The organism is Nonomuraea sp. NPDC004186 (genome assembly GCF_053603495.1).
In genome coordinates, this window is record NZ_JBSGFQ010000001.1 from 316,500 (window position 1) to 337,511 (window position 21,012).

General features: G+C 70.6%; 20 protein-coding genes. 5 read left to right on the forward strand and 15 right to left on the reverse strand.

Annotation, left to right across the window (positions count from 1 at the left end; translation table 11 throughout):
• Positions 1-25 precede the first annotated feature (25 nt).
• On the forward strand, positions 26-1,372 hold the full coding sequence (locus ACWEPL_RS01385) for a cytochrome ubiquinol oxidase subunit I (RefSeq protein ID WP_452434630.1): 1,347 nt from the start codon (positions 26-28) through the stop codon (positions 1,370-1,372).
• An 11-nt stretch (positions 1,373-1,383) separates the two neighbouring features.
• Positions 1,384-2,280 carry a cytochrome d ubiquinol oxidase subunit II gene (cydB, locus tag ACWEPL_RS01390; RefSeq protein ID WP_363965697.1) on the forward strand — a complete coding sequence of 299 codons (897 nt, stop codon included), beginning with the start codon at positions 1,384-1,386 and terminating at the stop codon, positions 2,278-2,280.
• Here cydB and ACWEPL_RS01395 read toward each other — a convergent pair.
• From ACWEPL_RS01395 to ACWEPL_RS01415, 5 genes are read right to left on the reverse strand one after another with little or no spacing between them, the layout of a single operon-like run.
• Positions 2,277-3,008, reverse strand: a complete 732-nt coding sequence (locus ACWEPL_RS01395) for an ABC transporter ATP-binding protein (RefSeq protein WP_350722590.1) — start codon at positions 3,006-3,008, stop codon at positions 2,277-2,279. The genes cydB and ACWEPL_RS01395 overlap by 4 nt on opposite strands.
• Positions 3,001-3,732, reverse strand: a complete 732-nt coding sequence (locus ACWEPL_RS01400; protein ID WP_363965698.1) for an ABC transporter ATP-binding protein — start codon at positions 3,730-3,732, stop codon at positions 3,001-3,003. The genes ACWEPL_RS01395 and ACWEPL_RS01400 overlap by 8 nt, the downstream gene beginning before the upstream one ends.
• Positions 3,729-4,718: a branched-chain amino acid ABC transporter permease gene (locus ACWEPL_RS01405; protein ID WP_355194625.1), complete on the reverse strand. Its 990-nt coding sequence runs from the start codon at positions 4,716-4,718 to the stop codon at positions 3,729-3,731. Before ACWEPL_RS01405 ends, ACWEPL_RS01400 begins: the two co-directional genes overlap by 4 nt.
• Positions 4,702-5,583, reverse strand: a complete 882-nt coding sequence (locus tag ACWEPL_RS01410; protein WP_350722596.1) for a branched-chain amino acid ABC transporter permease — start codon at positions 5,581-5,583, stop codon at positions 4,702-4,704. Before ACWEPL_RS01410 ends, ACWEPL_RS01405 begins: the two co-directional genes overlap by 17 nt.
• A complete protein-coding gene (locus ACWEPL_RS01415) occupies positions 5,577-6,770 on the reverse strand; it encodes an amino acid ABC transporter substrate-binding protein (RefSeq protein ID WP_452434631.1) in 1,194 nt (397 codons plus the stop codon). The genes ACWEPL_RS01410 and ACWEPL_RS01415 overlap by 7 nt, the downstream gene beginning before the upstream one ends.
• Before the next feature lie 139 nt (positions 6,771-6,909).
• On the opposite strand from ACWEPL_RS01415, the gene ACWEPL_RS01420 reads away from it, so the two are divergent.
• The 3 genes from ACWEPL_RS01420 to ACWEPL_RS01430 all read left to right on the forward strand — a co-directional run bounded on the left by ACWEPL_RS01420 (position 6,910) and on the right by ACWEPL_RS01430 (position 11,106).
• A complete protein-coding gene (locus tag ACWEPL_RS01420; RefSeq protein ID WP_350722600.1) occupies positions 6,910-7,941 on the forward strand; it encodes a LacI family DNA-binding transcriptional regulator in 1,032 nt (343 codons plus the stop codon).
• A 116-nt stretch (positions 7,942-8,057) separates the two neighbouring features.
• Positions 8,058-8,768, forward strand: coding sequence for a hypothetical protein (locus tag ACWEPL_RS01425; protein WP_452434632.1), 711 nt, complete (start codon positions 8,058-8,060; stop codon positions 8,766-8,768).
• Between the two features lie 28 nt (positions 8,769-8,796).
• A complete protein-coding gene (locus tag ACWEPL_RS01430) occupies positions 8,797-11,106 on the forward strand; it encodes a PQQ-dependent sugar dehydrogenase (protein WP_452434634.1) in 2,310 nt (769 codons plus the stop codon).
• On the opposite strand, the gene ACWEPL_RS01435 is transcribed toward ACWEPL_RS01430, so the two are convergent.
• The 10 genes from ACWEPL_RS01435 to ACWEPL_RS01480 form a co-directional block, all read right to left on the reverse strand.
• Complete coding sequence (locus tag ACWEPL_RS01435; RefSeq protein ID WP_350722604.1) at positions 11,103-11,522, reverse strand: hypothetical protein; 420 nt, start codon at positions 11,520-11,522, stop codon at positions 11,103-11,105. The genes ACWEPL_RS01430 and ACWEPL_RS01435 overlap by 4 nt on opposite strands.
• Positions 11,523-11,572: 50 nt before the next feature.
• Positions 11,573-11,995 (reverse strand): hypothetical protein, encoded by a 423-nt coding sequence (locus tag ACWEPL_RS01440; RefSeq protein ID WP_350722606.1) that lies wholly within the window; start codon positions 11,993-11,995, stop codon positions 11,573-11,575.
• A 66-nt stretch (positions 11,996-12,061) separates the two neighbouring features.
• On the reverse strand, positions 12,062-13,069 hold the full coding sequence (locus tag ACWEPL_RS01445; RefSeq protein ID WP_452434635.1) for a leucine-rich repeat domain-containing protein: 1,008 nt from the start codon (positions 13,067-13,069) through the stop codon (positions 12,062-12,064).
• 88 nt (positions 13,070-13,157) lie between these two features.
• On the reverse strand, positions 13,158-15,515 hold the full coding sequence (cutA, locus tag ACWEPL_RS01450; RefSeq protein ID WP_452434636.1) for an aerobic carbon-monoxide dehydrogenase large subunit: 2,358 nt from the start codon (positions 15,513-15,515) through the stop codon (positions 13,158-13,160).
• Entirely contained in the window at positions 15,512-15,988 is a 477-nt protein-coding gene (locus ACWEPL_RS01455; protein ID WP_452434637.1) for a (2Fe-2S)-binding protein, read from the reverse strand. The genes cutA and ACWEPL_RS01455 overlap by 4 nt, the downstream gene beginning before the upstream one ends.
• Positions 15,978-16,805 carry an FAD binding domain-containing protein gene (locus ACWEPL_RS01460; RefSeq protein ID WP_452434638.1) on the reverse strand — a complete coding sequence of 276 codons (828 nt, stop codon included), beginning with the start codon at positions 16,803-16,805 and terminating at the stop codon, positions 15,978-15,980. Before ACWEPL_RS01460 ends, ACWEPL_RS01455 begins: the two co-directional genes overlap by 11 nt.
• Positions 16,802-18,214, reverse strand: a complete 1,413-nt coding sequence (locus ACWEPL_RS01465; RefSeq protein WP_397365205.1) for a uracil-xanthine permease family protein — start codon at positions 18,212-18,214, stop codon at positions 16,802-16,804. Before ACWEPL_RS01465 ends, ACWEPL_RS01460 begins: the two co-directional genes overlap by 4 nt.
• Before the next feature lie 148 nt (positions 18,215-18,362).
• Positions 18,363-19,007: an NYN domain-containing protein gene (locus tag ACWEPL_RS01470; RefSeq protein ID WP_452434639.1), complete on the reverse strand. Its 645-nt coding sequence runs from the start codon at positions 19,005-19,007 to the stop codon at positions 18,363-18,365.
• A 150-nt stretch (positions 19,008-19,157) separates the two neighbouring features.
• Positions 19,158-19,361: an RNA-binding S4 domain-containing protein gene (locus ACWEPL_RS01475; protein WP_452434641.1), complete on the reverse strand. Its 204-nt coding sequence runs from the start codon at positions 19,359-19,361 to the stop codon at positions 19,158-19,160.
• Between the two features lie 11 nt (positions 19,362-19,372).
• Positions 19,373-20,974: a PucR family transcriptional regulator ligand-binding domain-containing protein gene (locus ACWEPL_RS01480; RefSeq protein ID WP_350722621.1), complete on the reverse strand. Its 1,602-nt coding sequence runs from the start codon at positions 20,972-20,974 to the stop codon at positions 19,373-19,375.
• Positions 20,975-21,012 lie beyond the last annotated feature (38 nt).

Consider the following 21,012-nt stretch of genomic DNA (forward strand, 5'->3'; position numbering starts at 1 on the left):
TAGAGCTCAGGGAGTCGGCGGGGAGATGGACGCACTTGACCTGGCGCGGTGGCAGTTCGGGGTGACCACCGTGTACCACTTTCTGTTCGTGCCCTTGACCATCGGTCTGGGGATCTTCGTGGCGGGCCTGCAGACGGCCTGGCACCGGACAGGGAAAGAGCACTACCTGAAGCTCACGAAGTTCTTCGGGAAGCTGTTCCTGATCAACTTCGCCATGGGCGTGGTCACCGGCATCGTGCAGGAGTTCCAGTTCGGGATGAACTGGAGTGAATACTCCACGTTCGTCGGCGACGTCTTCGGGGCGCCGCTGGCCATGGAGGCGCTGCTGGCCTTCTTCATGGAGTCCACGTTCCTGGGGCTGTGGATCTTCGGATGGGACCGGCTGCCGAAGAAGGCGCACCTGGCGTGCATCTGGGCGGCCGCCATCGGGTCCAACTTGTCGGCGTATTTCATCCTCGCGGCCAACGCCTGGATGAAGCACCCCGTCGGCTACGAGGTCGTGGACGGCAGGGCCAGGATGACCGACCTGTGGGCCGTGCTGACCAACTCCACGGCGGTGGCGCAGGTGCCCCACGTGATCGGGGCGGCGTTCATCGTGGCGGGCGGATTCGTGCTGGCCGTGAGCGGCTACTGGCTGCTCAGGACGCGCGCCCCGATGTGGCGCAGCGCGGCCCGCGCCGCCCTCGTCATGACGGCCCTCGCGGGCGCCGTCGTCGCGGGCACCGGCGACATGTCGGCCAGGCTGATGTACGAGCAGCAGCCCATGAAGCTGGCCTCCGCCGAGGGCCTGGAGCGCGACACGGCCGGCGCGGCGTTCTCCCTCGTCCCGGGCATCGAGATCCCCAAGGTCCTCAGCTTCCTGTCCGCCCACGACCCGAACGCCACCGTCCAGGGCACCGAGGACCTGCAGCGCCGCTTCGAGCAGGAGTTCGGCCCGGGCGACTACCGGCCGAACGAGCCAGTCGTGTTCTGGTCGTTCCGGGTGATGATGGGGTTCGGGATGGCCACGGTGGGCCTGTCGGTGCTGGGCCTCTGGCTGACCCGGCGCAGGCGTGAGTTCCCGAGGTGGCTGTCGCGGGCGATGCTCCTGGCGGTGCCGCTGCCGCTGGTCTCGGTGATCGCCGGGTGGCTGCTGAGCGAGATCGGCCGCCAGCCGTGGACGGTCGCGGGCGAGCTGCTCACCGCCTCCAGCGTGTCGCCGGGGGTGAGCCTGGCCGAGGTGGCCACGTCCCTGACGATCTTCACGCTCCTGTACGGCGCGCTCGCCGTGGCCGAGGTCGTCCTGCTGACCAGGCATGTCCGCAAGGGCGTCGAGGAGCAGGCGCCCACCCCCGCCGCCGCCGAGCGGCGCGAGCCGTCGCTGATGTACTGAGGGAGCAGACAATGATCGAGTTGTGGTTCGTCATCATCGCCTTCCTCTGGACGGGCTACTTCGTGCTGGAGGGCTTCGACTTCGGCGTCGGCATGCTGGCCCCGCTCGTCAGCCGCAACCCCGGCGAGCAGCGGCAGAGCCTGCAGACCATCGGCCCGGTGTGGGACGGCAACGAGGTGTGGCTGATCACCGCCGTCGGCGCCATGTTCGCCGCGTTCCCCGCCTGGTACGCGGGCGTGTTCAGCTCGTTCTACCTGCCCGTGACGCTCGTCCTGGTCGGCCTGATCGTGCGCGGCGTCGGCCTGGAGTGGCGCGGCAAGGTGAACGACCCGCGCTGGTGCGACCTGGGCATCGTGGTGGGCAGCGCCCTCCCGGCGTTCCTGTGGGGGGCGGTCTTCGCCGACCTGGTGTTCGACAGCGTGCCGGCCGCCCTGCTGGGAGGCGCGTTCTCGCTGGCGGTGTGCGCCCTGCACGGCGCCGTCTTCCTGGCGCTCAAGACCACCGGCCCGGTACGCCGCCGCGCCCGCGTCGTGGCGATGGCCGCCAGCGGCGTGGCCGTTCCGGTGGCCGTGGCCGCGCTGTCGAGCCTGGGCACGTTCCCCGCGCTGGCCGCCATGGCGGCACTGGCTGCGGCCACGGCGCTGATCTGGCGCCGCCGCGAGGGCTGGGCCTTCGCGGCCACGGCGGGGGCGATCGTGCTGTCGACCCTGGCGGTCTTCATGGAGCTGCGCCTGCGCCCGTTCCCCGGCCTGACGCTGGCGGAGGCGGCCTCCGGGCCGTACACGCTGACGATGCTGAGCTGGATCGGCCTGATCACGCTCCCGTTCGTGCTGGTCTACCAGGGGTGGACGTACTGGGTGTTCAGGAAGCGCGTCCGGGTGGAGGGCACCCTCCTCACGCAGGGCTAGGTGACAGGGGCGCCACCGAGGTAGAGGCGGCCGAGCCGGGGGTCGGCGGCCAGCTCGCGGGCGGGACCGGAGATGTGGACACGGCCGAGGTCGAGCACGCAGCCGACGTCGGCCATCTCCAGCGCCCGGCGCGCGTTCTGCTCCACCAGCAGCACCGCGACGCCCGTGCGGCGCATCAGGTCGATCTGGTCGAAGACCACCTGCGTGTTACGCGGGTCGAGCCCCATCGACGGCTCGTCCAGCAGCACCACGGAGGGCTCCAGCATGAGCGCCCGCGCGAACTCCACCTGCTTCTGCTGCCCACCCGACAGTAGCCCGGCCATGCTCCCCCACCGCTCGCCCACCACGGGGAACAGCTCCTTGACCGCCTCCATCCGGGCCTGGAGCTTCGCGGAGTCGCGCACGGTGAAGCCGCCGAGCCGCACGTTCTCGGCCACGGTCATCTCGCGGAACACGCTGTGCCCCTGCAGCACGTGGGCGAGCCCGCGCCCGAGCAGGCGCTGCGGCGACAGGCCCGTCACGTCCTGGCCGGCCAGCAGGACCCGCCCCGACCGGGGCGCGAGCAGCCCGCTGGCGACCTTGAGCGCGGTGGACTTGCCCGCGCCGTTCGGCCCCACCAGGCAGACGACCTCGCCGGCGCGCACGGTGACGGTCAGGCCGCGCAGCACCGGCGCGGCCCTGCCGTAGCCTGCCTCGACGTCTTCCAGTGCCAGAAGGGTCTCAGACACCGAGGTACGCCTCCAGCACGCGCGGGTCGTCCCGCACCTCGGCGGGCGGGCCCGCCGCGATCGGCGCTCCCCGGTCGAAGACGATCACGTGGTCGCACATGCCCATCACCATGTCCATGTTGTGCTCGACGACGAGGAACGTACGGCCCTCCGCGTTGAGGTCGCGTACGAGCGAGACGATCCGGTCGATCAGCGCCGGGTTGACCCCGCCCGCCGGCTCGTCCAGCAGCACCAGCTCGGGCTCGGCCATGAGGACGGCGGCCAGCTCCAGCAGCTTCTGCTGGCCGTAGGACAGGTCGCGGGCCTCGGCGTCCTCCAGGTGCTCGATGCCCATGCGCCGCAGCCAGTGCCGGGCCCGCTCGACCTCACCCTGGTCCCGCAGCCCGGCCAGCAGCTCGCGCAGGCGGGTGCGGCGGACGGCGACCAGCATGTTCTCCAGCACGGTCAGGCGCGGGAAGACGCGGCAGAGCTGGAAGGTGCGGCCGATGCCGGCGTGCGCTATGCGGTGCGGCGAGTGCCGGGTGATGTCGCGGTCGCGGTAGAGCACCCGGCCGGAGTCCGGCTTGATCATGCCGGTGACGATGTTGAAGAACGTGGTCTTGCCGGAGCCGTTGGGGCCGATCAGGCCGTTGATCCTGCCCTCCTGGAGCTCGACGCTCGCGCCGTCCACGGCGAGCACCCCGCCGAACGACTTGGTCAGTCCCTCGGTGCGCAGCGAGCTCATCGGGCCACCCCCTGGAGCCGCTGTTCGGCCGTCTCGTCCGGGATGGAGGGCCCGGCGCGCCTCCTGGTGAGCCGGGCGAGGATGCCGTCCGGCATGAACAGCACGACCAGCACGAGCAGCAGGCCCGTCGCGGTCAGGTGGATCTGCGTCTCGCCCAGCGCGATCAGGAAGTACTCGCCCGCCGGGGCCACGATGAGCGCCCCGAGCAGCGGCCCGAACAGGTGCCTGACCCCGCCGAGCAGGCTCATCAGCACCATGTACGACCCGATGAGGATGGAGAAGACGAAGATCGGGTCGAGGCTGCCGAACCAGACCGCGTAGAGCCCTCCGGCGAGCGACACGAACAGGGCCGACAGGGCGAAGGCCGTCACCTTGTACGCCCCCGTCGGCACCCCCAGGGACTCGGCCTTGTCCTCGTCCTCCCTGATCGCCCGCAGGCCGGCGCCGAACCGGGAGCGCGAGACGTACCACCAGGACAGCAGCGCGAGCCCGAGCAGCGCCAGGAACAGGTAGAAGAACACGATGTGCGTCTGCCCCCGGTGCAGGTCGGGGAAGGGCGAGGGGACCTGCAGCCCGGTGGAGCCGCCGGTGAGCGAGCGCCAGCCCTGCACGACGAGGTTCATCATCGACACGAGCGCGATCGACACGATCACGAACGACGCGCCGCGCACCCGCACGGCCGCGACGCCGACGAACACGGCGAACGCCGTCACGGCGACGGCCGACACCAGCAGGGCCGCGACCCACGGCACGCCCAGGCGGACGATCAGCAGGCCGGTCCCGTACGCGCCGAGGCCGAAGAACGCCGAGTGGCCGAGGGAGACGTATCCGGTGAAACCGCCCAGCAGGTTCCAGGACGTGGACATGGCCGCGTACATGACGGTCAGGGCGCCCGCGTACACGAGGTAGTAGTTGGGGACCAGCCACGGATAGGCCAGCGCCAGGCAGGCGACCAGCAGCGGGATCCCTCTAGAAGCGATGCGCAAGCCGGCCTCCGAAGAACCCCTGGGGGCGCGCGAGCAGCGTCAGGAAGAGGAAGACGTAGAACATCATCGTGGCCCAGGTGGCGTCCACGGTCACCAGCACGAGGCCCTCGACCACGCCGAGCAGGACGGCCGCCAGCGCCGCGCCGATCACGCTCCCCAGCCCTCCCACCACGATGATGGCCATGAGCTTGCCGATCCACACCCAGTGCGAGGCGGGGAAGAACGGCGTGATGAGCGCGAGCACGGTGCCGCCGACGGCCGCGGTGGCGAGGCCGACGCCGAAGCCGTACCCGGCGACCCGCTCGGTCTGGACGCCGACCAGCCGGGCCGCCTCCCGATGCTGGATGGTGGCCCGCAGCGCCTGCCCGAACCGGCTCTTCACCAGCACCGCGAACAGCACCGCGAGGGTGAGCGCCGCGACGAAGAAGGCGATGATCTTGTCGTACGGGAGGTGCACGCCGCCGATCGTCAGCGACTTGGTCGCGTACTCCATGCTGACCGACTTGTAGGACCCGGTGTAGATCGTCCCGAGCAGCCCCTCGATCGCCAGCGCGATCCCGAACGTCAGCAGCACCGACATCATCGCCAGGTTGTCCGGCGCCAGCCGCGCGACGAGCAGCCGCTGCACCGCCACGCCCAGCGCGAAGAAGAGCGGCACGGTGACGGGCAGCGCCAGGAACGGGTCCACGCCGAAGGTCGTGTGGACGGTGTAGGTCAGATAGGCGGCCAGGAACAGGAACGCCGGGTGGGCCACCATGACCACCCGCATCACCCCGAAGTACAGCGACAGGCCGGAGGCCAGCAGCGCGTAGAGGCCTCCGGTCAGCACGCCCAGGGCCAGCCCCTGCAGGAGCAGGCTCACCATGGCTTCTTCGGGTAGACGAGGTCGGCCGTCTTGGCCTGCTCGGGGAGCACGATCTCGACCTTTCCGCCGACGTACTGCTGGATCATGTGCGCCTGCTCCGGCCTGCCCTGGTCGTCGAAGGAGAGCTTGCCCACGACCGTGTCGAACGTGCCCTGCCTGATGTGGTCGGCCAGCTTGTCCTGGCACTCCTTGGTGGCGTCGACGCACTTGGCGGCGTTCACGGCGGCCTCGACGACCTGGCCGACGGTGAAGCCGTTGGCGGTGTCCTCGTTCGCCTCGCCGTTGAACATCTCCTTGTGGCGTTTGATCATCTCCTGGTTGCCGGTGAAGGTGGCCGTGGCCGACCAGCCGACGGGCGAGATGATGCTCTCGGCCGCCCCCTTCACCGCGGCGGGGAACTCCGGCTCCGTCGGCCCCGTCGAGAACGCCGCCAGCTTGGGCTGCACCTTCAGCTCCTGCAGCGCGCGCACCAGGCCCACGGAGTCCTCGAACTGCGTGCCGCCCACCACGATGTCCGGCTTGGCCGCGGCGATCTTGGCGGCGATGGGCGAGAAGTCGGTGGTCTCGGGCGGGTATACCTCGTCCACGACCGTCTTGATCCCGGCCGCGGCCAGCTTGTCCCGCAGCCCGTACGCGGTGCCCTGCGCGAACGGGTCGTCCAGGCTCGCGTACGCCGCCGTCTTCGGCCGCTTGTCGGCAGGCAGCTTGATGATGTAGTCGGCCAGGTAGTTGTAGTGGTCGCTCGCGATCGCCGGCGCCGCGTAGAACAGCCGCTTGAAGCCCTGCTCGAAGACCTCCTTGGCGGCCCCGGCCGGCTCCACGAACAGCATGTTGTACGACTCCGCGACCTTCGCCGCGGGGATCACCAGCCGCGACGAGAACGGCCCGAAGACCAGGTTGACCTTGTCCTGGGTGATGAGCGACTCGTAGTCGGAGCTGACCCGGTTGGGGTCGGAGGCGTCGTCGCGGAAGATCAGCTCGACCTTCCTGCCCAGCAGGCCGCCCTTGGCGTTCACCCGGTCGGCCCAGACCTGGTAGCCGTCCTTGATGCCGTTGCCGGGCTCGGCGAAGTCGCCCGTGAGCGGAAGGGAGATGCCGATCTTGACCGGACCCTGCTGCTGCCCCGCCGGCTGAGCCGTCCCCGGCTCGTCGGTCTTGGCGCAGGCAGTCAGGACCAAAGCGCACATCGAAGTGATCGTCAGGCTCTTGAGAACTCTTGCCATCGAGGAAATCCCCCGTCAGAAGAGGCGCCACGAAAGCGCTTACGTAAGCGCTTTCGGTTACGATTACACGAGATCCGGCCCCGGACAAGGGGGTTCTCAGCGCATGACCGAGCGATCTCATCCACCCCGCCTCGTCGACGTGGCCAAGGCCGCGGGGGTCTCGCTGGCCACGGCCTCCCGGGCCCTGACGGGCAGCAGCGGCGTGAGCGCCGAGGTCGCCGCCCACGTCCAGGCGGTCGCGTCCCAGGTCGGCTACGTGCCCAACAGCCACGCGCGGGCCCTGGCCGGCGGGCAGGCGTCCATGGTCGGGCTGATCGTGCACGACGTCGGCGACCCCTACTTCGGCGAGATCGCCAGGGGCGTGCTGCGCGAGACCGAGAGCCGCGGCTACATGGCGCTCATCAGCCAGACCGAGCGCGACCCGCGTGCCGAGCTGTCCCGGGTCCGGGCGTTGCGCGCGCACCGCGTGACCTCGATCGTGCTGGCCGGGTCCGGCTACGTCGATGCGGCGACCGAGGCCGACATCGCCACCGAGGTGCGCTCGTTCACGGCGGCGGGCGGCCGGGTGGCCGTCATCGGCCGCCACCACCTGCCGGTGGACGCCGTGCTGCCCGACAACGCGGCCGGCGGCTCCACGCTCATGCACCACCTGCTCGACCTGGGCCACCGCCGCCTCGGCGTGCTCGGCGGCCCGGCCAACCTGACCACGGTGGAAGACCGGCTGGCCGGGCTGCGGGCGGCGCTGGCCGCGGCCGGGCTCGACTGGCGCTCGTTCCCCGTCGTGCACGGCGACTTCACCAGGGAGGGCGGCGCGGCCGCCACGGCCCGGCTGATGCGGGCGCACCCCGACCTGACGGCGGTGGTCGCGCTCAACGACCCGATGGCGGTGGGCGCGCTGTCGTGGCTGCTCAACAACGGGCGCAGGGTGCCCGGGGAGATCTCGGTGGCCGGGTTCGACGACGTGCCGGTGGCGCGCGACGTCTATCCGGCGCTCACCACGATCAGGCTGCCCATGGTCGAGATGGGCAAGCAAGCGCTTGAGCTAGTTCTCAAGCCGCCCGCCTCGCGCCCGCGCCGCCGCCGCACCGCGCACGAGCTGGTCGTACGCGCCTCCACGGCCCCACCGCCGCCTTGACACCGGTTCACCGGACCCCTTGACAGCCTGATCCCCCGGGTTAAGATCCGCTCGAAGTTCAAAAGAAAGCGCTTTCGGAAGCGCTTACGAGAGCGCACCCGGCGAGAGGATCCCGGATGTCAGCCTTTCGCACCCTCCTCCTGACGGCCATGCTCGCGCTGGCCGTACCGATCCCCGCGCAGGCCGCCACCGCCACGGTGGCACCGGACTGCGGCCCCGGCCAGGCCAAGGTGAAGCACGTCAACGACGGGCGCAACTGGGCGCCGGTGACGCCCGCCAAGTGGCAGTTCCCCGGCGACCAGGTGATCCTCGCCGAGGCCGGCGTCGCGCGCCCGGGCCCGCGGCGGCCCTTCGAGTACGCGGTGCTGAAGACGGGCCCCGAGTTCGGCTCGGTGCGGATCGACGCGCAGGTCCGCCTGGACACCCCGACCAGCGTCAGCAACCGCGACGTGATCATCGTGTTCGGCTACCGGTCGGACACGGAGTTCTACTACGTCCACCTCTCGCAGGACAACACCATCTACCCGCACAACGGGATCTTCGTCGTCAACAACGCGGACCGCCTGCGCATCGACGACCAGTGGAACGGCCAGGTGGGCGCGCCGCCCGCGGTCACCGACACGGCCTGGCACCGCGTCCGCGTCACCCACTGCGCCGAGACCGGCCGCATCGCGGTCTACATGGACGGCGCCACGACGCCGCTGATCACGGCCACCGACCGCACGTTCGCGTCGGGCCGGGTCGGCTTCGGCTCTTTCGACAACATCGGCAGGATGCGCGACATGACCGTCAAGGGCACCCCCGCCTGCGACGGCGCCGATCAATAGCCCCCGACTCCCCTGGTGGTGAACAGGTATGCCGAAAACCCTCCGGTGCCTGATCGCCGCGGTGCTGGTGACCGCGTTATGCGCGCCGCCGGCAGCCGCGCAGGCCGACCCGACCCCCGTCGACGACCCCATCCCCGAGAAGCCCACCGCCTCGGGGCTGACGCTGACACTGGAGGAGTTCGCCTCGTTCCCCAAGACGGAGACGACTCCCGCTCCGACCGACCCGCGCCTGGTCCGCACGGCCAGGATCAACTACCTGGGCGAGCTCCCCGACGGCTCGCGCCGCCTGTTCGTCAACGACCTCAACGGCAAGCTCTACTTCCTCGACAAGGGCCGGCCGCGCGAATACCTGGACGTCGGCGCCGCTTTCGCGCCCGACTTCGTCTCCGGGCGCGGCCTGGGCAGCGGGTTCGGCTTCGCCGCCTTCCACCCCGAATTCGCCAGGAACGGCAAGTTCTACACCGTGCACACCGAGTGGGGCAACGCGCTGACCACGAAGACCCCCGACCTGACGCCGCAGCCCGACACCAAGTTCCACGGCGTCATCACCGAGTGGACGGCCACCGACCCGAAGGCGAACGTCTTCTCCGGCACCCGCAGGGAGGTGCTGCGGCTCGGCTTCACCGGCCAGATCCACGGCATCCAGCAGATCGACTTCAACCCGACGGCCCGCAAGGGCGACAAGGACTACGGCCTGCTGTACGTCGCCGCCGGTGACGGCGCCCGCGGCGTGTCCAGCGACGACCCGCAGAACCTGGCCATCCCGCAGGGCAAGATCCTCAGGATCGACCCGGCCGGCACGAACGGCGCCAACGGCAGGTACGGCATCCCCGCCGCCAACCCGTTCGCCAGCCAGGCCGGCAAGCTCGGCGAGATCTACGCGTACGGCATGCGCGACCCGCACCGCTTCAGCTGGGACCCGCAGGCCGGCAACCGGCTGTTCCTCGGCCACATCGGCGAGCACGCCATCGAGGCCATCTACGACGTCGGCGCCGGCGACAACCTGGGCTGGAGCGAGCGCGAGGGCTCGTTCGTGTTCAGCAAGTCCGACCGCTGCCACCTCTACACGCTGCCGGACGACGACGCGCAGTACGGCTACACCTACCCGGTGGCCGCCTACGACCACGACCCGCCGCCCGGACACTCCTGCACCTCCGACAGCGGCCACGCCGTCACCGGCGGGTTCGTCTACCGCGGGCAGAAGCTGCCGCCGCTGTACGGCAAGTACCTGTTCGGCGACATCGTGGACGGCCAGGTCTTCTTCACCATCGCCTCCGAGATGGACGAGCGCACCGGCCGCCGGGCCACGATCCACAAGCCGCGGCTGGTGGACCCGTCCGGCAAGCAGCTGACCATGCAGGACCTGGCCGGGAGCACCCGCGTGGACCTGCGCTTCGGCCGGGACGGCGCGGGCGAGCTCTACGTGCTGTCCAAGGCGAACGGGAAGATCTGGAAGATCACCAAGGCCGGCTGGACCCCGCCGAACGTGCTGCCGACCCTGCGCGACCACGTGGTGGCCGCGTACGACTTCGAGCACCCGCTGCCCGCCGACCCGGCCCAGGAGCAGGACCAGGGCCTGTCCGGCACGAACATCACGCTGGTCAACGGCGGCGCCGCCATGCGCGTGGCCGACCAGGCCTACCGGGGCAGCACGTACGCGCTGCAGACCCGCCAGGTCGATCCGGCCACCACCGGCAACGACGACTGGAAGGCCGGCGTCTACGGCGCGGCCGGCGTGCCGACGCTGCGCGCGTTCAACGGCGTCAAGGGCGCGACCGTCATGGGCTGGTTCAAGATGCTGGGCGACGGCCCGGCGCCCAACTCCAACACCGAGGACCCGGCCGACTTCTTCAACGCGATCGGCCTGGCCGGTGTGCTCAGCGGCAACTCCCAGGGGCACGACGTCCGGGCCCTGCTCGAGCTCATCACGGTGAACGGCGAGATGAGGGTCGTGGCACTCGCCCGGCGCGTGGACGGCAGCGCCTCCCAGACGTTCGCCGCGAACAAGCCCTGGCGGGAGGTGCTGCCTCGGGACCAGTGGGTGTTCCTGGCCGCCACGTTCGACTTCGACAAGGGGACGATGAAGCTCTACAGGAACGGCCGCCCGCTCGACGGGTTCTACTCGGTCACCGGCGACCCGTGGGGCGTCGAAGGGGACCCCGAGCCGGACGTCACCTCGGCGACGGACCCGAGGGGCATCAAGATCGGCGGTAGCTATCCGCAGAACACCAGGGAGCAGAACCCCTGCGACTGCCGGATGGACGGCCTGATGTTCCTGGACCGCGTCGCGGCCCCGGCCGAGGTCTGGGCCCAGTACGAGTTGCTGAAGCTCCGCTAGCCGATGGTCTTCATCTGCTTCGTACGGTGATCAGTGAGGTGGAGGTCGCCGCCGAGCCGCTCCTTCAGCAGGTCGAGCACCTTGCGACTGGACAGCACGGTCCAGAGGTTGCCGACCAGGTGGGGGTTGTACTCGGGGGCGGCGTCCATCCAGGCGTCCTTGCCCGCCTGCGTCTTGAACGTCGTGACGAAGAACTCGCCATCGGGGGTCTTGCAGTAGCCGGTGCGGATCTCGGCGGCGTTGACCTGCATCTTCGGCTTGCAGCCGACCTTGGCCGAGAGCTGCTCGACGGTGAGGGGGGCGGCGTGGCCCTGCTTTCCGGCTGCTGCGACATAGCCGCCTCCGCTCCCTGAGGAGCATCCGGCGACCAGTCCGGCCAGCAGCGCGAAAGCGGCCAGACGTGGAAGTGTCGTCATGTGCGAAGGTACGCGGGCCCACCGGCCCCGGTTCACCTCATACCGATTGGTTACTTCGGTGGCGCCGGCGTCTGGGAGACCCTGTGGTCCATCAGATGCAGATCGCCGCTGAGCGGCTCCTTCAGCTGCTCCAGCACCGGGAGCGGGCCCAGGACGGTCCACTGCGGGCCGACCAGGTGCGGGTTGTACTCCGGCGCCCGGTCCATCCACTCGTCCTTGAGCTTCTCGCTGGCGAACGTGTTGACGAAGAACTGGCCCGCCTTGGTCTTGCAGTAGCCGGTGCGGAGGTCGGAGGCCTCGACCTGCATCTTCGGCTTGCAGCCGACCTTGGCGGAGAGTTGCTCGACGGTGAGGATTGCCGCTGGTTTCTGCGTTTCGCCCGCTGCGACGTAGTCGCCCCAGCCCCCTGAGGAGCATCCGGCGACCAGTCCGGCCAGCAGCGCGAAAGCGGCCAGACGTGGAAATGTCGTCATGTGCGGAGGTACGCACCCTCGATCACCCCGGTTCACCCCGAATCAGCCCAAACCTGAGCGATTCCATCAGCGCAGGATGACGCAGCCCTGATCGCGGAGCCGTCGCAGCACCTCAGGCTCGCCGTCGAGCTTGTTCCACCGCAGGTCGAGCTTCTCCAGCGAGGGCAGGCTCGCGGGCAGCTCACGCAGCCGGTTGTTGCGCAGGTCGAGGTGCCTGAGCCCGGGCGGCAGCCGGTCCGGCAGCTCGCGGAGCTGGTTGTTGCGCAGGTCGAGCACGCGCAGCTCGCCCAGCTCGGCGATGGAGGCGGGCAGCCGGGTCAGCCGGTTGCCCTGCGCGTGCAGCTCCCGCAGCCCGGCCAGGCCGCCGATGGCCTCGGGCAGCGACTCCAGCCGGTTGTTGTAGAGGCGCAGCTCCACCAGCGCGGCCATCCGCCCCAGCGACTCGGGCAGCCGGGTGAGCCGGTTGTCGGTGAGGTTGAGGTAGGCGAGCCGGTCCAGCCGCCCGATCGCCTCCGGCACCTCGGTGAACCGGTTGTCGCTCAGGTAGAGGTAGTCGGTCAGGTCCAGGTCGCCCAGCTCGGGCGGGACGGAGTCGAGCCGGTTGTGCCCGAGGTCCAGCATGCGCAGCCGGGTCAGCCCGCCGATCGCGGCCGGGACCTCGGTGAGTGCGTTCTCGGCGAGGTTGAGGGATTCGAGGCCGGTCAGCTTCCAGAGCGAGCCGGGCACGTCGGTCAGCCCGTTGCCGCCCGCCGCGAGGTGCCGCAGGGCGGGGCTCAGCCGGTCGGGGATCGCGCCGACGCGGTTGCCGTACAGGAAGAGCACCTCCAGGCGCGGCGGGCAGCCCGGGAAGGACGTCAGCTCGTTGCCGTCCAGGTGCAGCGCGCGCAGCGCGGTGAGCCCCGACAGGTCGGGCAGCGAGCGCAGCCGGTTGCCGTCGAGCCTGAGCTCCTCCAGCGCGGTGAGCCCGGCCACCCAGGCGGGCACCTCGGCGATGTCGTTCCAGGCCAGGTCGATCAGGCGGACGTCGGCGGGAACGGCGGGGAATTCGGTCAGACCGGAAGCGGGCGCACGCATGGCGCCGATCATCCCACGGCGCGGGTCATCGGTCGGCGCGGGTCATCGTGCAGCGGGTCATCGGTCGGCGGGTCAGTCGGTCGGCGGGTCATCGGTCGGTGGCGCGCAGGTCGAAGAGCTCGGACGGGGAGATGGGCATGCGGTCGATCTCGATGCCCTCGGCGTCCTCGACGGCCGAGGCGATCACCGCGGAGACGGGGATCACGCCCGCCTCGCCCGCGCCCTTCACGCCGAGCGGGTTGAGCGGCGACGGCGTCTCCAGGTGGGCGGTCTCGACGTGGGGGATCTCGGTGGCGTACGGCATGAGGAAGTCCATGAAGGAGGCGTTGACGAGCTGGCCGTGCGAGTCGTACACCATGCGCTCGTAGAGCGCCCCGCCGATGCCCTGCGCCACTCCCCCGTGGATCTGGCCCTCCACGATCATCGGGTTGATCAGCCGGCCGCAGTCGTGCACGACCGCGTAGCGCACCACCTTGATCTCGGCCGTGTCCGGGTCGGTCTCGACGATCGCCGCGTGCATGCCCGACGCGAACGTGGACCTGATCGGCGAGTAGTAGTCGCGCCCCTCCAGCCCCGGCTCCTCGCCCTCGGCGACCGGCGGGCGGTCGGGCGACGCGGTGCCGGAGAACTGGGTGGCCTTGGCGGTCTCGTCGTCGAAGGCGTAGCGCAGCGGGTTGGCCAGCACCGCCACCGTGGACAGCGGGATGGACGCGCTCGGCGTGCCGGCCACGTGCACCATCCCGTCGGTGATCTCCAGGTCGGCCGGGTCGGCCTCCAGCGCGTCGGCGGCGATCCGCAGCGCCTTGTCGCGTACTTTCCGGCAGGCCAGCGCGATGGCGTTGCCGCTGACGACGGCCGCCCGCGAGGCGAACGTGCCCACGGCGTAGCCGAACCTGCGGGTGTCGCCGGTGACCACGCTCACCCGCTCGATGGGCACGCCCAGCTCGGTGGCGACGATCTGCGCGAAGGCCGTCTCGTGCCCCTGCCCCTGCGAGGTGAGCCCGGTGGACACGTGTACCCGCCCGTCGGAGGTCACCTGCACGTGCCCGCCCTCGTACGGCCCCACGCCGGTGCCTTCGACGTAGCACCCGACGCCGATGCCCCTGCCGGGCCGCGCCTCGAAGGAGTCCCAGCCGATCAGCTCCTTGATCATGCGGAGCATCTCGGGATAGTCGCCGCTGTCGTAGATCAGCGGCCGGCCGTCCTGGAACGTCATCCCCTGGTCGTACGGGAACTCGTCGGGCCCGATGAAGTTGACCTCGCGTACCTCGGTGCGGTCCTTCCCCAGGTAGCGGGCGATCTTGTCCATCGTCCGCTCCATGCAGAACACGCCCTGCGGCCTGCCGGCCCCCCGGTAGGGCGTGACCTGCACGGTGTTGGTGTAGACGGCGGTGAACTCGACCCGGTACGCCCCGATCTTGTACGGCCCCAGGAGCTGCGTGGAGGTGACGATCGGCACGATGATCCCGTAGGGCGTGTAGGCGCCGTGGTCGTGCAGGATCGTCACGTCCAGGCCGAGCACGCGGCCGTCGTCGTCGAAGCCGACCCGTACGTACTGGACCTGGCCGCGCTCGTGGGCCGAGGAGATGAAGTGCTCCCTGCGGTCCTCCGTCCACTTGATCTCGCGCCCGAGCGTCATGGCGGCCCACGGCACCAGCACCTCCTCGGGCCACGGGTGCACGATCTTCACCCCGAAGCCGCCGCCCACGTCGGGCGCGATCACCTCGACCTGCGGCAGCGGCAGCTCCAGCGCGGCGGCGACGGCCATGCGGACGCTGGTGGAGGTCTGGGTGCTGGAGTAGACGCGCAGGTCCCGGCCGTCCCACCGGGCGTACACGCCGCGCCCCTCCAGCGGCATGCTGGCGCTGCGCTCGATGTCGAGCCGGAAGGCCAGCGTGTGCGGCGCGGTCTCGATCGCCTCGCGCGCGCCGCGCCCGTCCGTCCCCGCGACCTCCTGGACGAGGTGCGCGCCGACGTTGCCCGGCACGTCCTCGTGCACGAGCTGGGCGCCCTGCACGGCCTCCTCTAGGCCGACGACCGGCTTGAGGGGCTCGTAATCGATCTCGATGAGCGCGCAGGCGTCCTCGGCGGCGTACCTGTCCGCCGCCACCACCATGACCACCGGCTCGCCGACGTGCCTGACGACGTCCCTGGCCAGCGGGTACGCGGTGCGCCCGTGGGTAAGCGCCGGGTGCGGGATCAGCAGCGGCAGCGGCCGGCCGACCCGTCCGGGCAGGTCCTCCCAGGTGTAGATGGCGACGAGCCCTTCGACGTCGAGCGCGGGACCCACGTCGATGTCGCGGATGCGGGCGTGCGCGTGCGGCGAGCGCACGAACGCGGCGGCCAGCGCGTCGGGGCCGAGGTCGTCGAGGTAGCGGCCCCGGCCGGTGAGCAGCCTGGGGTCCTCCCGCCGCTGCACGGGCTCCCCGAACAGCCTCGTCGTCATGCTTCCTCCGCCAGCAGCTCGGCGGCCCGGTGGACGGCCTTGACGATGTTCTGGTAGCCGGTGCACCGGCACAGGTTGCCCGAGATGCCCTCCAGCACCTCGTCGTCCGTGGGGGTGGGGTTGTCCCGCAGCAGGGCGGTCACCGTACACAGGAACCCCGGCGTGCAGAACCCGCACTGCAACCCGTGACACTCGGCAAAAGCCCGCTGGACCGGCGACAACGCGTCGGGGGTGGCCAGCCCCTCGACCGTGGTGATCTCTGACCCGTCCACGCTGACCGCGAACGTCAGGCACGACCGGATCGGCTCCCCGTCGAGCAGCACGGTGCAGCAGCCGCACACGCCGTGCTCGCAGCCGACGTGGGTGCCGGTCAGGCCGAGGTCGTGGCGCAGGCAGTCGGACAGCAGGCGTCTGGCGGGCACGCCGACCCGCCTGGCCGTGCCGTTCACGACGAGCGTGATCTCATGCTCCACGATCCCCTGCCTCCCTGGTCGCGTTCCGTACGGCCCGCTCGGCCAGCACGCCCACGAGGTGGCGGCGGTAGGCGGCCGAGGCGTGGATGTCGCCCTCGGGTTCGACCCGGTCCCGTACGATCCGCGCCGCGTCCGCGGGGCTCTCCGTCACGTCCACGACGACCGGCACGGGGCCGACGCCGATGCAGGCGAGCCTGGCGGCCTCCACGCGGCCGTCCTCGTCGAGCGTGACGACGGCGCAGACGCCGGCCAGGGCGTAGTCGCCGTGCCGCCGGGCCACCTCCTCGAAGGCTGCCCCGGTACGCGGACCCAATGCCGGGAAATATGCCGACACGGCCAGCTCGCCCGGCTCGACCGCCGACTCCATGGGCCCGACGAAGAACTCCTCGGCGCCCACGTCGCGTACCTGCCCCTGCCGGGCCACCCGTACGGAGCCGCCCAGGACGGCCAGCACGGCCGGCAGCTCGGCGGCCGGGTCGGCGTGCACGAGGCTGCCCACCACGGTCCCCCGGTTCCGGATCACCGGGTGGGCGACCAGCCGCAGCGCCCGGCTCAGCAGCGGATGCGCCCCGGCCCGCTCCGCCTGCGAGTGCCGGACCGTCGCCCCCACCCGGACACCGCCCCGCTCCGTCTCCATGGCCGACAGCCCCTGGACGCGGTTGATGTCGACGAGATGCTCGGGAGCGGCCAGCCGCATGTTGAGCATGGGGATCAGGCTCTGCCCTCCGGCCAGCACCTTCCCGCCCACCTCCGCGAGGGTCCGGAGCGCCTCGTCGAGGTCGCGGGGGGCGTGGTACTCGAACGGGGGCGGTTTCACCCGGCCTCGCTCCCGGCCGGCCGGGCGGGCCGTCCGGCGATGGCCCGCAGCAGGTGGTATCCGCCCAGCACCACGATGGTGCCGAGCGCGATCCCCTCAAGGGTGAAGTCGCCGCCGATGAAGTGGCTCACAGGTCCGATGGCCAGGATGATGCCCGCGCCGATCGGAACCATGTTGACGGGGTCGGAGAAGTCGACGCGGTTCTCGATCCAGATCCTGGCGCCGAGGAGGCCGATCATCCCGTACAGGATGACGGTGACCCCGCCCAGCACGCCACCCGGGGTCGCGGCGACCAGCGCGCCGAACTTGGGGCAGAGCCCGAACAGGATCGCGATGATCGCGGCGATGTAGTAGGCGGCGGTCGAGTAGACCTTGGTGGCCGCCATGACGCCGATGTTCTCGGCGTACGTGGTGGTGGGCGAGCCGCCGACCGCGCTGGCGACCATGGTGCCCACCCCGTCGGCCATCACCGCCCGGCCCACGTACGGGTCGACGTCCGCCCCGGTCATCTCGCCGACGGCCTTGACGTGCCCGATGTTCTCGGCGATGAGCGCGATGACGGCGGGCAGCACCAGCAGCACGGCGGAGGTCTTGAAGTCGGGGGCGTGGAAGTTCGGCACCCCGAACCAGGGCGCCGACGCCACGGAGTCGAAGTTCACCCGGTCGTGCGGGAAGGCCGTGGCCACGCAGTACGTCCCCTCGGCCGGGCAGCTCGCGCCCGCCGCGTCCCGCAGGTTGGCGCCGGGCAGCACGGACGTGACGGCCCCCGCGGTCTTGTCCAGCACCCACGACAGCACGAACCCCGCGATCAGCCCGACCAGCACCCCGATCCGGCCGACGAACCCCTTGAAGAACACGATCACCAGGAAGGTGACCAGCATGGTGATGAGCGCGACCCAGTGGTCCTGGGGCCAGTAGACGTCCGCCACCACGTACGCCAGCCCGAACCCGATCAGCATGACGACCGCCCCCGTGACCACGGGCGGGAACACGCGATGGATGATCTGCACCCCGAGGAAGTGGACGGCCAGCCCCGCCAGCGCCAGCACGAACCCGGCGACCAGGATCGCACCTGTCACGATCGCGTCCGCGCCGGCCGTGTCACCGCCATAGGCGGCCCTGATGGCCAGCACCCCGCCGACGAAGGACGCGCTGGTGCCGAGATAGCTGGGCACCTTCCCCTTCACGATCAGCAGGAACAGGATCGTCGCGACGCCTGACATCATCACGGCGACGTTCGGGTCCAGCCCCATCACCAGGGGGAAGACGAACGTCGCGCCGAACATCGCGATCACGTGCTGCGCCCCGAAGCCCACCATCCTGGGCCAGCTCAGCCGCTCGTCGGGCCTGACCACCTCTCCGGGCGCCAGGTGCTTGCCGTCACCGTGTTTGGTCCATCCCAAAACCATGAGAGCCCCTCTTGTCCTGGGCCGGCGACACGTTCCGTTGCGGGCACATTAGGCCCGCCGCAACGCTCCTACACGGGCATGATCTGCCAAATCTACGCGCAGGGCCAGTGAAAACCTCGCGCACACGCGATCCGAATTCACTGTGAGGTCAGTTCCAGTGCTGCGGGCGGTGGTAGACGCACCCGTCGGATGCCTGGACGACGTTGGGAAGCTGAGACCGGCGGATCACGGCATGACCCAGCGGGAACCACGCGTCGCTGACGCGCTGCAGAACTTCGGAGCGCCTTCGGGGCGGAAGCACGGTGATCACCCGTGTCTTGGTCCCAAGCTCGTCATTCAGCCGCCTGATGGCATGAACCGCCGCGCATAGGTCAGAGTCGGCCGACACGAGCATGACCGCGTCCACCTGGCGTGTCGCGACATCCGCCACCATGGCCGCGCCGAGCGCCACATCGGACTGCTTCTCGGCGTAGGTCCGGCGCGTCGCTCCACAAGAGTGGCACTGCACCGACTGCTGCTGGTATCTCCCCATGACGACCTGCACGCCGAGGCTTGCCGTCGCGGCCAGATACGTCTCCTGCCGTGCCACGGCCGGGGGATCGTTGCGGATCGCCGCGGTGAAGTAGCTGATACCCACAAGGCGCTGATGCGGCCGCAGCAGGTGCGTCGCCATGGCGCGCAGATCGAGCCAGAGATGCCGCCGTCTCCCGAGCTCCCTCAGGCCGTAGTACAGGTTGAACCCGTCGACATAGACGCCGACGCGCTCGATTCCGGGATTCGACTTGTCGCTCACCGCTATCACGCCCTAACATGGAGTCACCCGCCCGGGGGTACGTTCCCGGGTATGACGGCCCCCGCCAGGGGGCCGTTTCTTTTTGCCAGCGCGCTCGATGTTAGTAAACAGTGAGTAATTGTGCGGTGACTTTTCGTCAACAGGTTCCCACTACTCCACGTGGATGGAGAACCCCTCCCCGCTGACCACCTGCCCCGAGCGGATCTTGGCGCGCTTGCGCAGCTCCACCTCGCCGTCCACCAGCACCAGCCCCTCGGCGATCAGCAGCTTGGCCGTGCCGCCCGTCTCCGTGATCCCGCAGTACTTCAGCAGGTCACACAGCGGGATGTACTCGGAGCGCAGTTCGAAATCCACAAGCCCCAACCCTAGATGCCGCGCATCCGCAGCACGTGCAGGGCCAGGGTCAGGTTGAGGCGCAGGTGCGGGTCGTCGGTGAAGTTGCCGAGCAGGCGCTCCAGCTTCCCGATCCGGTAGCGGAGGGTGTTGTAGTGGAAGTGGAGGCGCCGCGCCGTCTCGGCCACGTTCATGTTGGTCTCCAGGAGCACCTGCAGGGTGCGGCGCAGGTCGGCGTTCTCGGCGTCGGCGTCGGCCGCCAGCGGGCCGAGCGTCTCGCGTACGAAGGCGTGCAGCTCCTCCGTGTCGTTGACCAGGGACAGCAGCCGGTAGACGCCGAGCTGGTCGAAGTGGGCGACGGCGCCGGGCCCGTGCAGCTGGCGGCCCACCCGGGCCGCCTTCAGCGCCTGCGAGTACGCCTCCGGCAGCGTCTCCGCCCCCGGGCTGGGCCGGGAGGTGCCGGTCGAGAACGTCGCGGGCGGCACGTCGGCGAAGCCCGAGGCCGCGTCCTTGGCGACCCGGGTCGCGTCGATCGAGGCGTCCACCACGGCCACCACCTCGTGCGAGAACCCCGCCACCGCCCCGCGCGGGTCGTGCCGGCGCATCGCCGCCGTCCAGCACGCCACCAGCCGGTCCTGCGCGCTGCGCTCGTCGCCGTCCGGGTCCAGCTCGGCCACCAGTACGGTCACCGGCCGCGCCAGGTCCCACCCGAACGCCCGCGCCCGGGCCGTGACCCGCTCCGCCGTGCCCGCCCGGCCGGTGAGCACGTCGCGCAGGAAGTCGGCGCGGTACTTGCTCTCGACGGCGTTGACCGCCTCCTGCCGGGTGACGACCAGCGCGGCCACGGTCGCGGCGCGTTCGAGGATGCCGACGTCGCTGTCGCGGATCGCCCCGGACGGGCTGTAGGCGACGATCCTTCCGTGGTGGTGGCCCCCGGCCAGCACGGGCACCGAGGCGAACGACCGTACCCGCCCCGAGGCGGACGTACGGGGCGGGCCCTCCAGGGAGATCGACTCGCGCAGGACGGCCACCTGCTCGGCCGGACCCGCGGTGGCCAGCACGCGGCCCGAGCCGTCCACGGCCGCCACCGATACGTCGAGCAGCTGGGCCACCTCGGCGGCCACCTCGTTGAGCCCGCCGCCGGCCAGCACCACCTGCACCAGCGCCCGGTGCGCCTCCTCGGCGCGGGCGAGCACGGCGGCCTGGCGGTTGAGGATGTCGGTCAGCACCTGGTTGAGGATGTCGTCGAACCCGACGTCGTTCGGCAGCAGGATGAGCGGGAAGCCGAGCCGGTCGGCCTGCTCGACCATCTCGTCGGGCAGCTCGTCCACATACCGGCCGAGCTTGATCGCCAGCGCCGACAGCCCGCGCTCGTCCAGGTCGGCGACCAGCCGGCCGAGCGACTGCGGCGTGTTGCGCAGCGGGTAGCCGGTGGTCAGCAGCAGCTCGTGCGGCTTGACCCAGGCCAGGATGTCGGGGACCTCCATGACGTTCAGCCGTTGCACGATGCGGCCCAGCCCGCTCTCCCCCGCGATCAGCCTGGCCTCGGCGAGGGTGGAGACGCCGAGCACCTCTCCGACGGAAACGCCGTGAATGATCGTCCCGGTGCTGGCGAGACGGACGGGGGGCTCCATGTGGAGATTGTGACCCCAGAAACCGTCTGTCAGGAAGA

What these genes read in the sequence shown, in the direction of transcription:
- ACWEPL_RS01385 (WP_452434630.1), top strand. Translation starts at nt 26, where the DNA reads ATGGACGCACTTGACCTGGCGCGGTGGCAGTTCGGGGTGACCACCGTG.
- cydB (WP_363965697.1), top strand. Translation starts at nt 1,384, where the DNA reads ATGATCGAGTTGTGGTTCGTCATCATCGCCTTCCTCTGGACGGGCTAC.
- ACWEPL_RS01400 (WP_363965698.1), bottom strand. Translation starts at nt 3,732, where the DNA reads ATGAGCTCGCTGCGCACCGAGGGACTGACCAAGTCGTTCGGCGGGGTG.
- ACWEPL_RS01410 (WP_350722596.1), bottom strand. Translation starts at nt 5,583, where the DNA reads ATGGTGAGCCTGCTCCTGCAGGGGCTGGCCCTGGGCGTGCTGACCGGA.
- ACWEPL_RS01415 (WP_452434631.1), bottom strand. Translation starts at nt 6,770, where the DNA reads ATGTGCGCTTTGGTCCTGACTGCCTGCGCCAAGACCGACGAGCCGGGG.
- ACWEPL_RS01420 (WP_350722600.1), top strand. Translation starts at nt 6,910, where the DNA reads ATGACCGAGCGATCTCATCCACCCCGCCTCGTCGACGTGGCCAAGGCC.
- ACWEPL_RS01425 (WP_452434632.1), top strand. Translation starts at nt 8,058, where the DNA reads ATGTCAGCCTTTCGCACCCTCCTCCTGACGGCCATGCTCGCGCTGGCC.
- ACWEPL_RS01430 (WP_452434634.1), top strand. Translation starts at nt 8,797, where the DNA reads ATGCCGAAAACCCTCCGGTGCCTGATCGCCGCGGTGCTGGTGACCGCG.
- ACWEPL_RS01435 (WP_350722604.1), bottom strand. Translation starts at nt 11,522, where the DNA reads ATGACGACACTTCCACGTCTGGCCGCTTTCGCGCTGCTGGCCGGACTG.
- ACWEPL_RS01440 (WP_350722606.1), bottom strand. Translation starts at nt 11,995, where the DNA reads ATGACGACATTTCCACGTCTGGCCGCTTTCGCGCTGCTGGCCGGACTG.
- ACWEPL_RS01445 (WP_452434635.1), bottom strand. Translation starts at nt 13,069, where the DNA reads ATGCGTGCGCCCGCTTCCGGTCTGACCGAATTCCCCGCCGTTCCCGCC.
- cutA (WP_452434636.1), bottom strand. Translation starts at nt 15,515, where the DNA reads ATGACGACGAGGCTGTTCGGGGAGCCCGTGCAGCGGCGGGAGGACCCC.
- ACWEPL_RS01465 (WP_397365205.1), bottom strand. Translation starts at nt 18,214, where the DNA reads ATGGTTTTGGGATGGACCAAACACGGTGACGGCAAGCACCTGGCGCCC.
- ACWEPL_RS01480 (WP_350722621.1), bottom strand. Translation starts at nt 20,974, where the DNA reads ATGGAGCCCCCCGTCCGTCTCGCCAGCACCGGGACGATCATTCACGGC.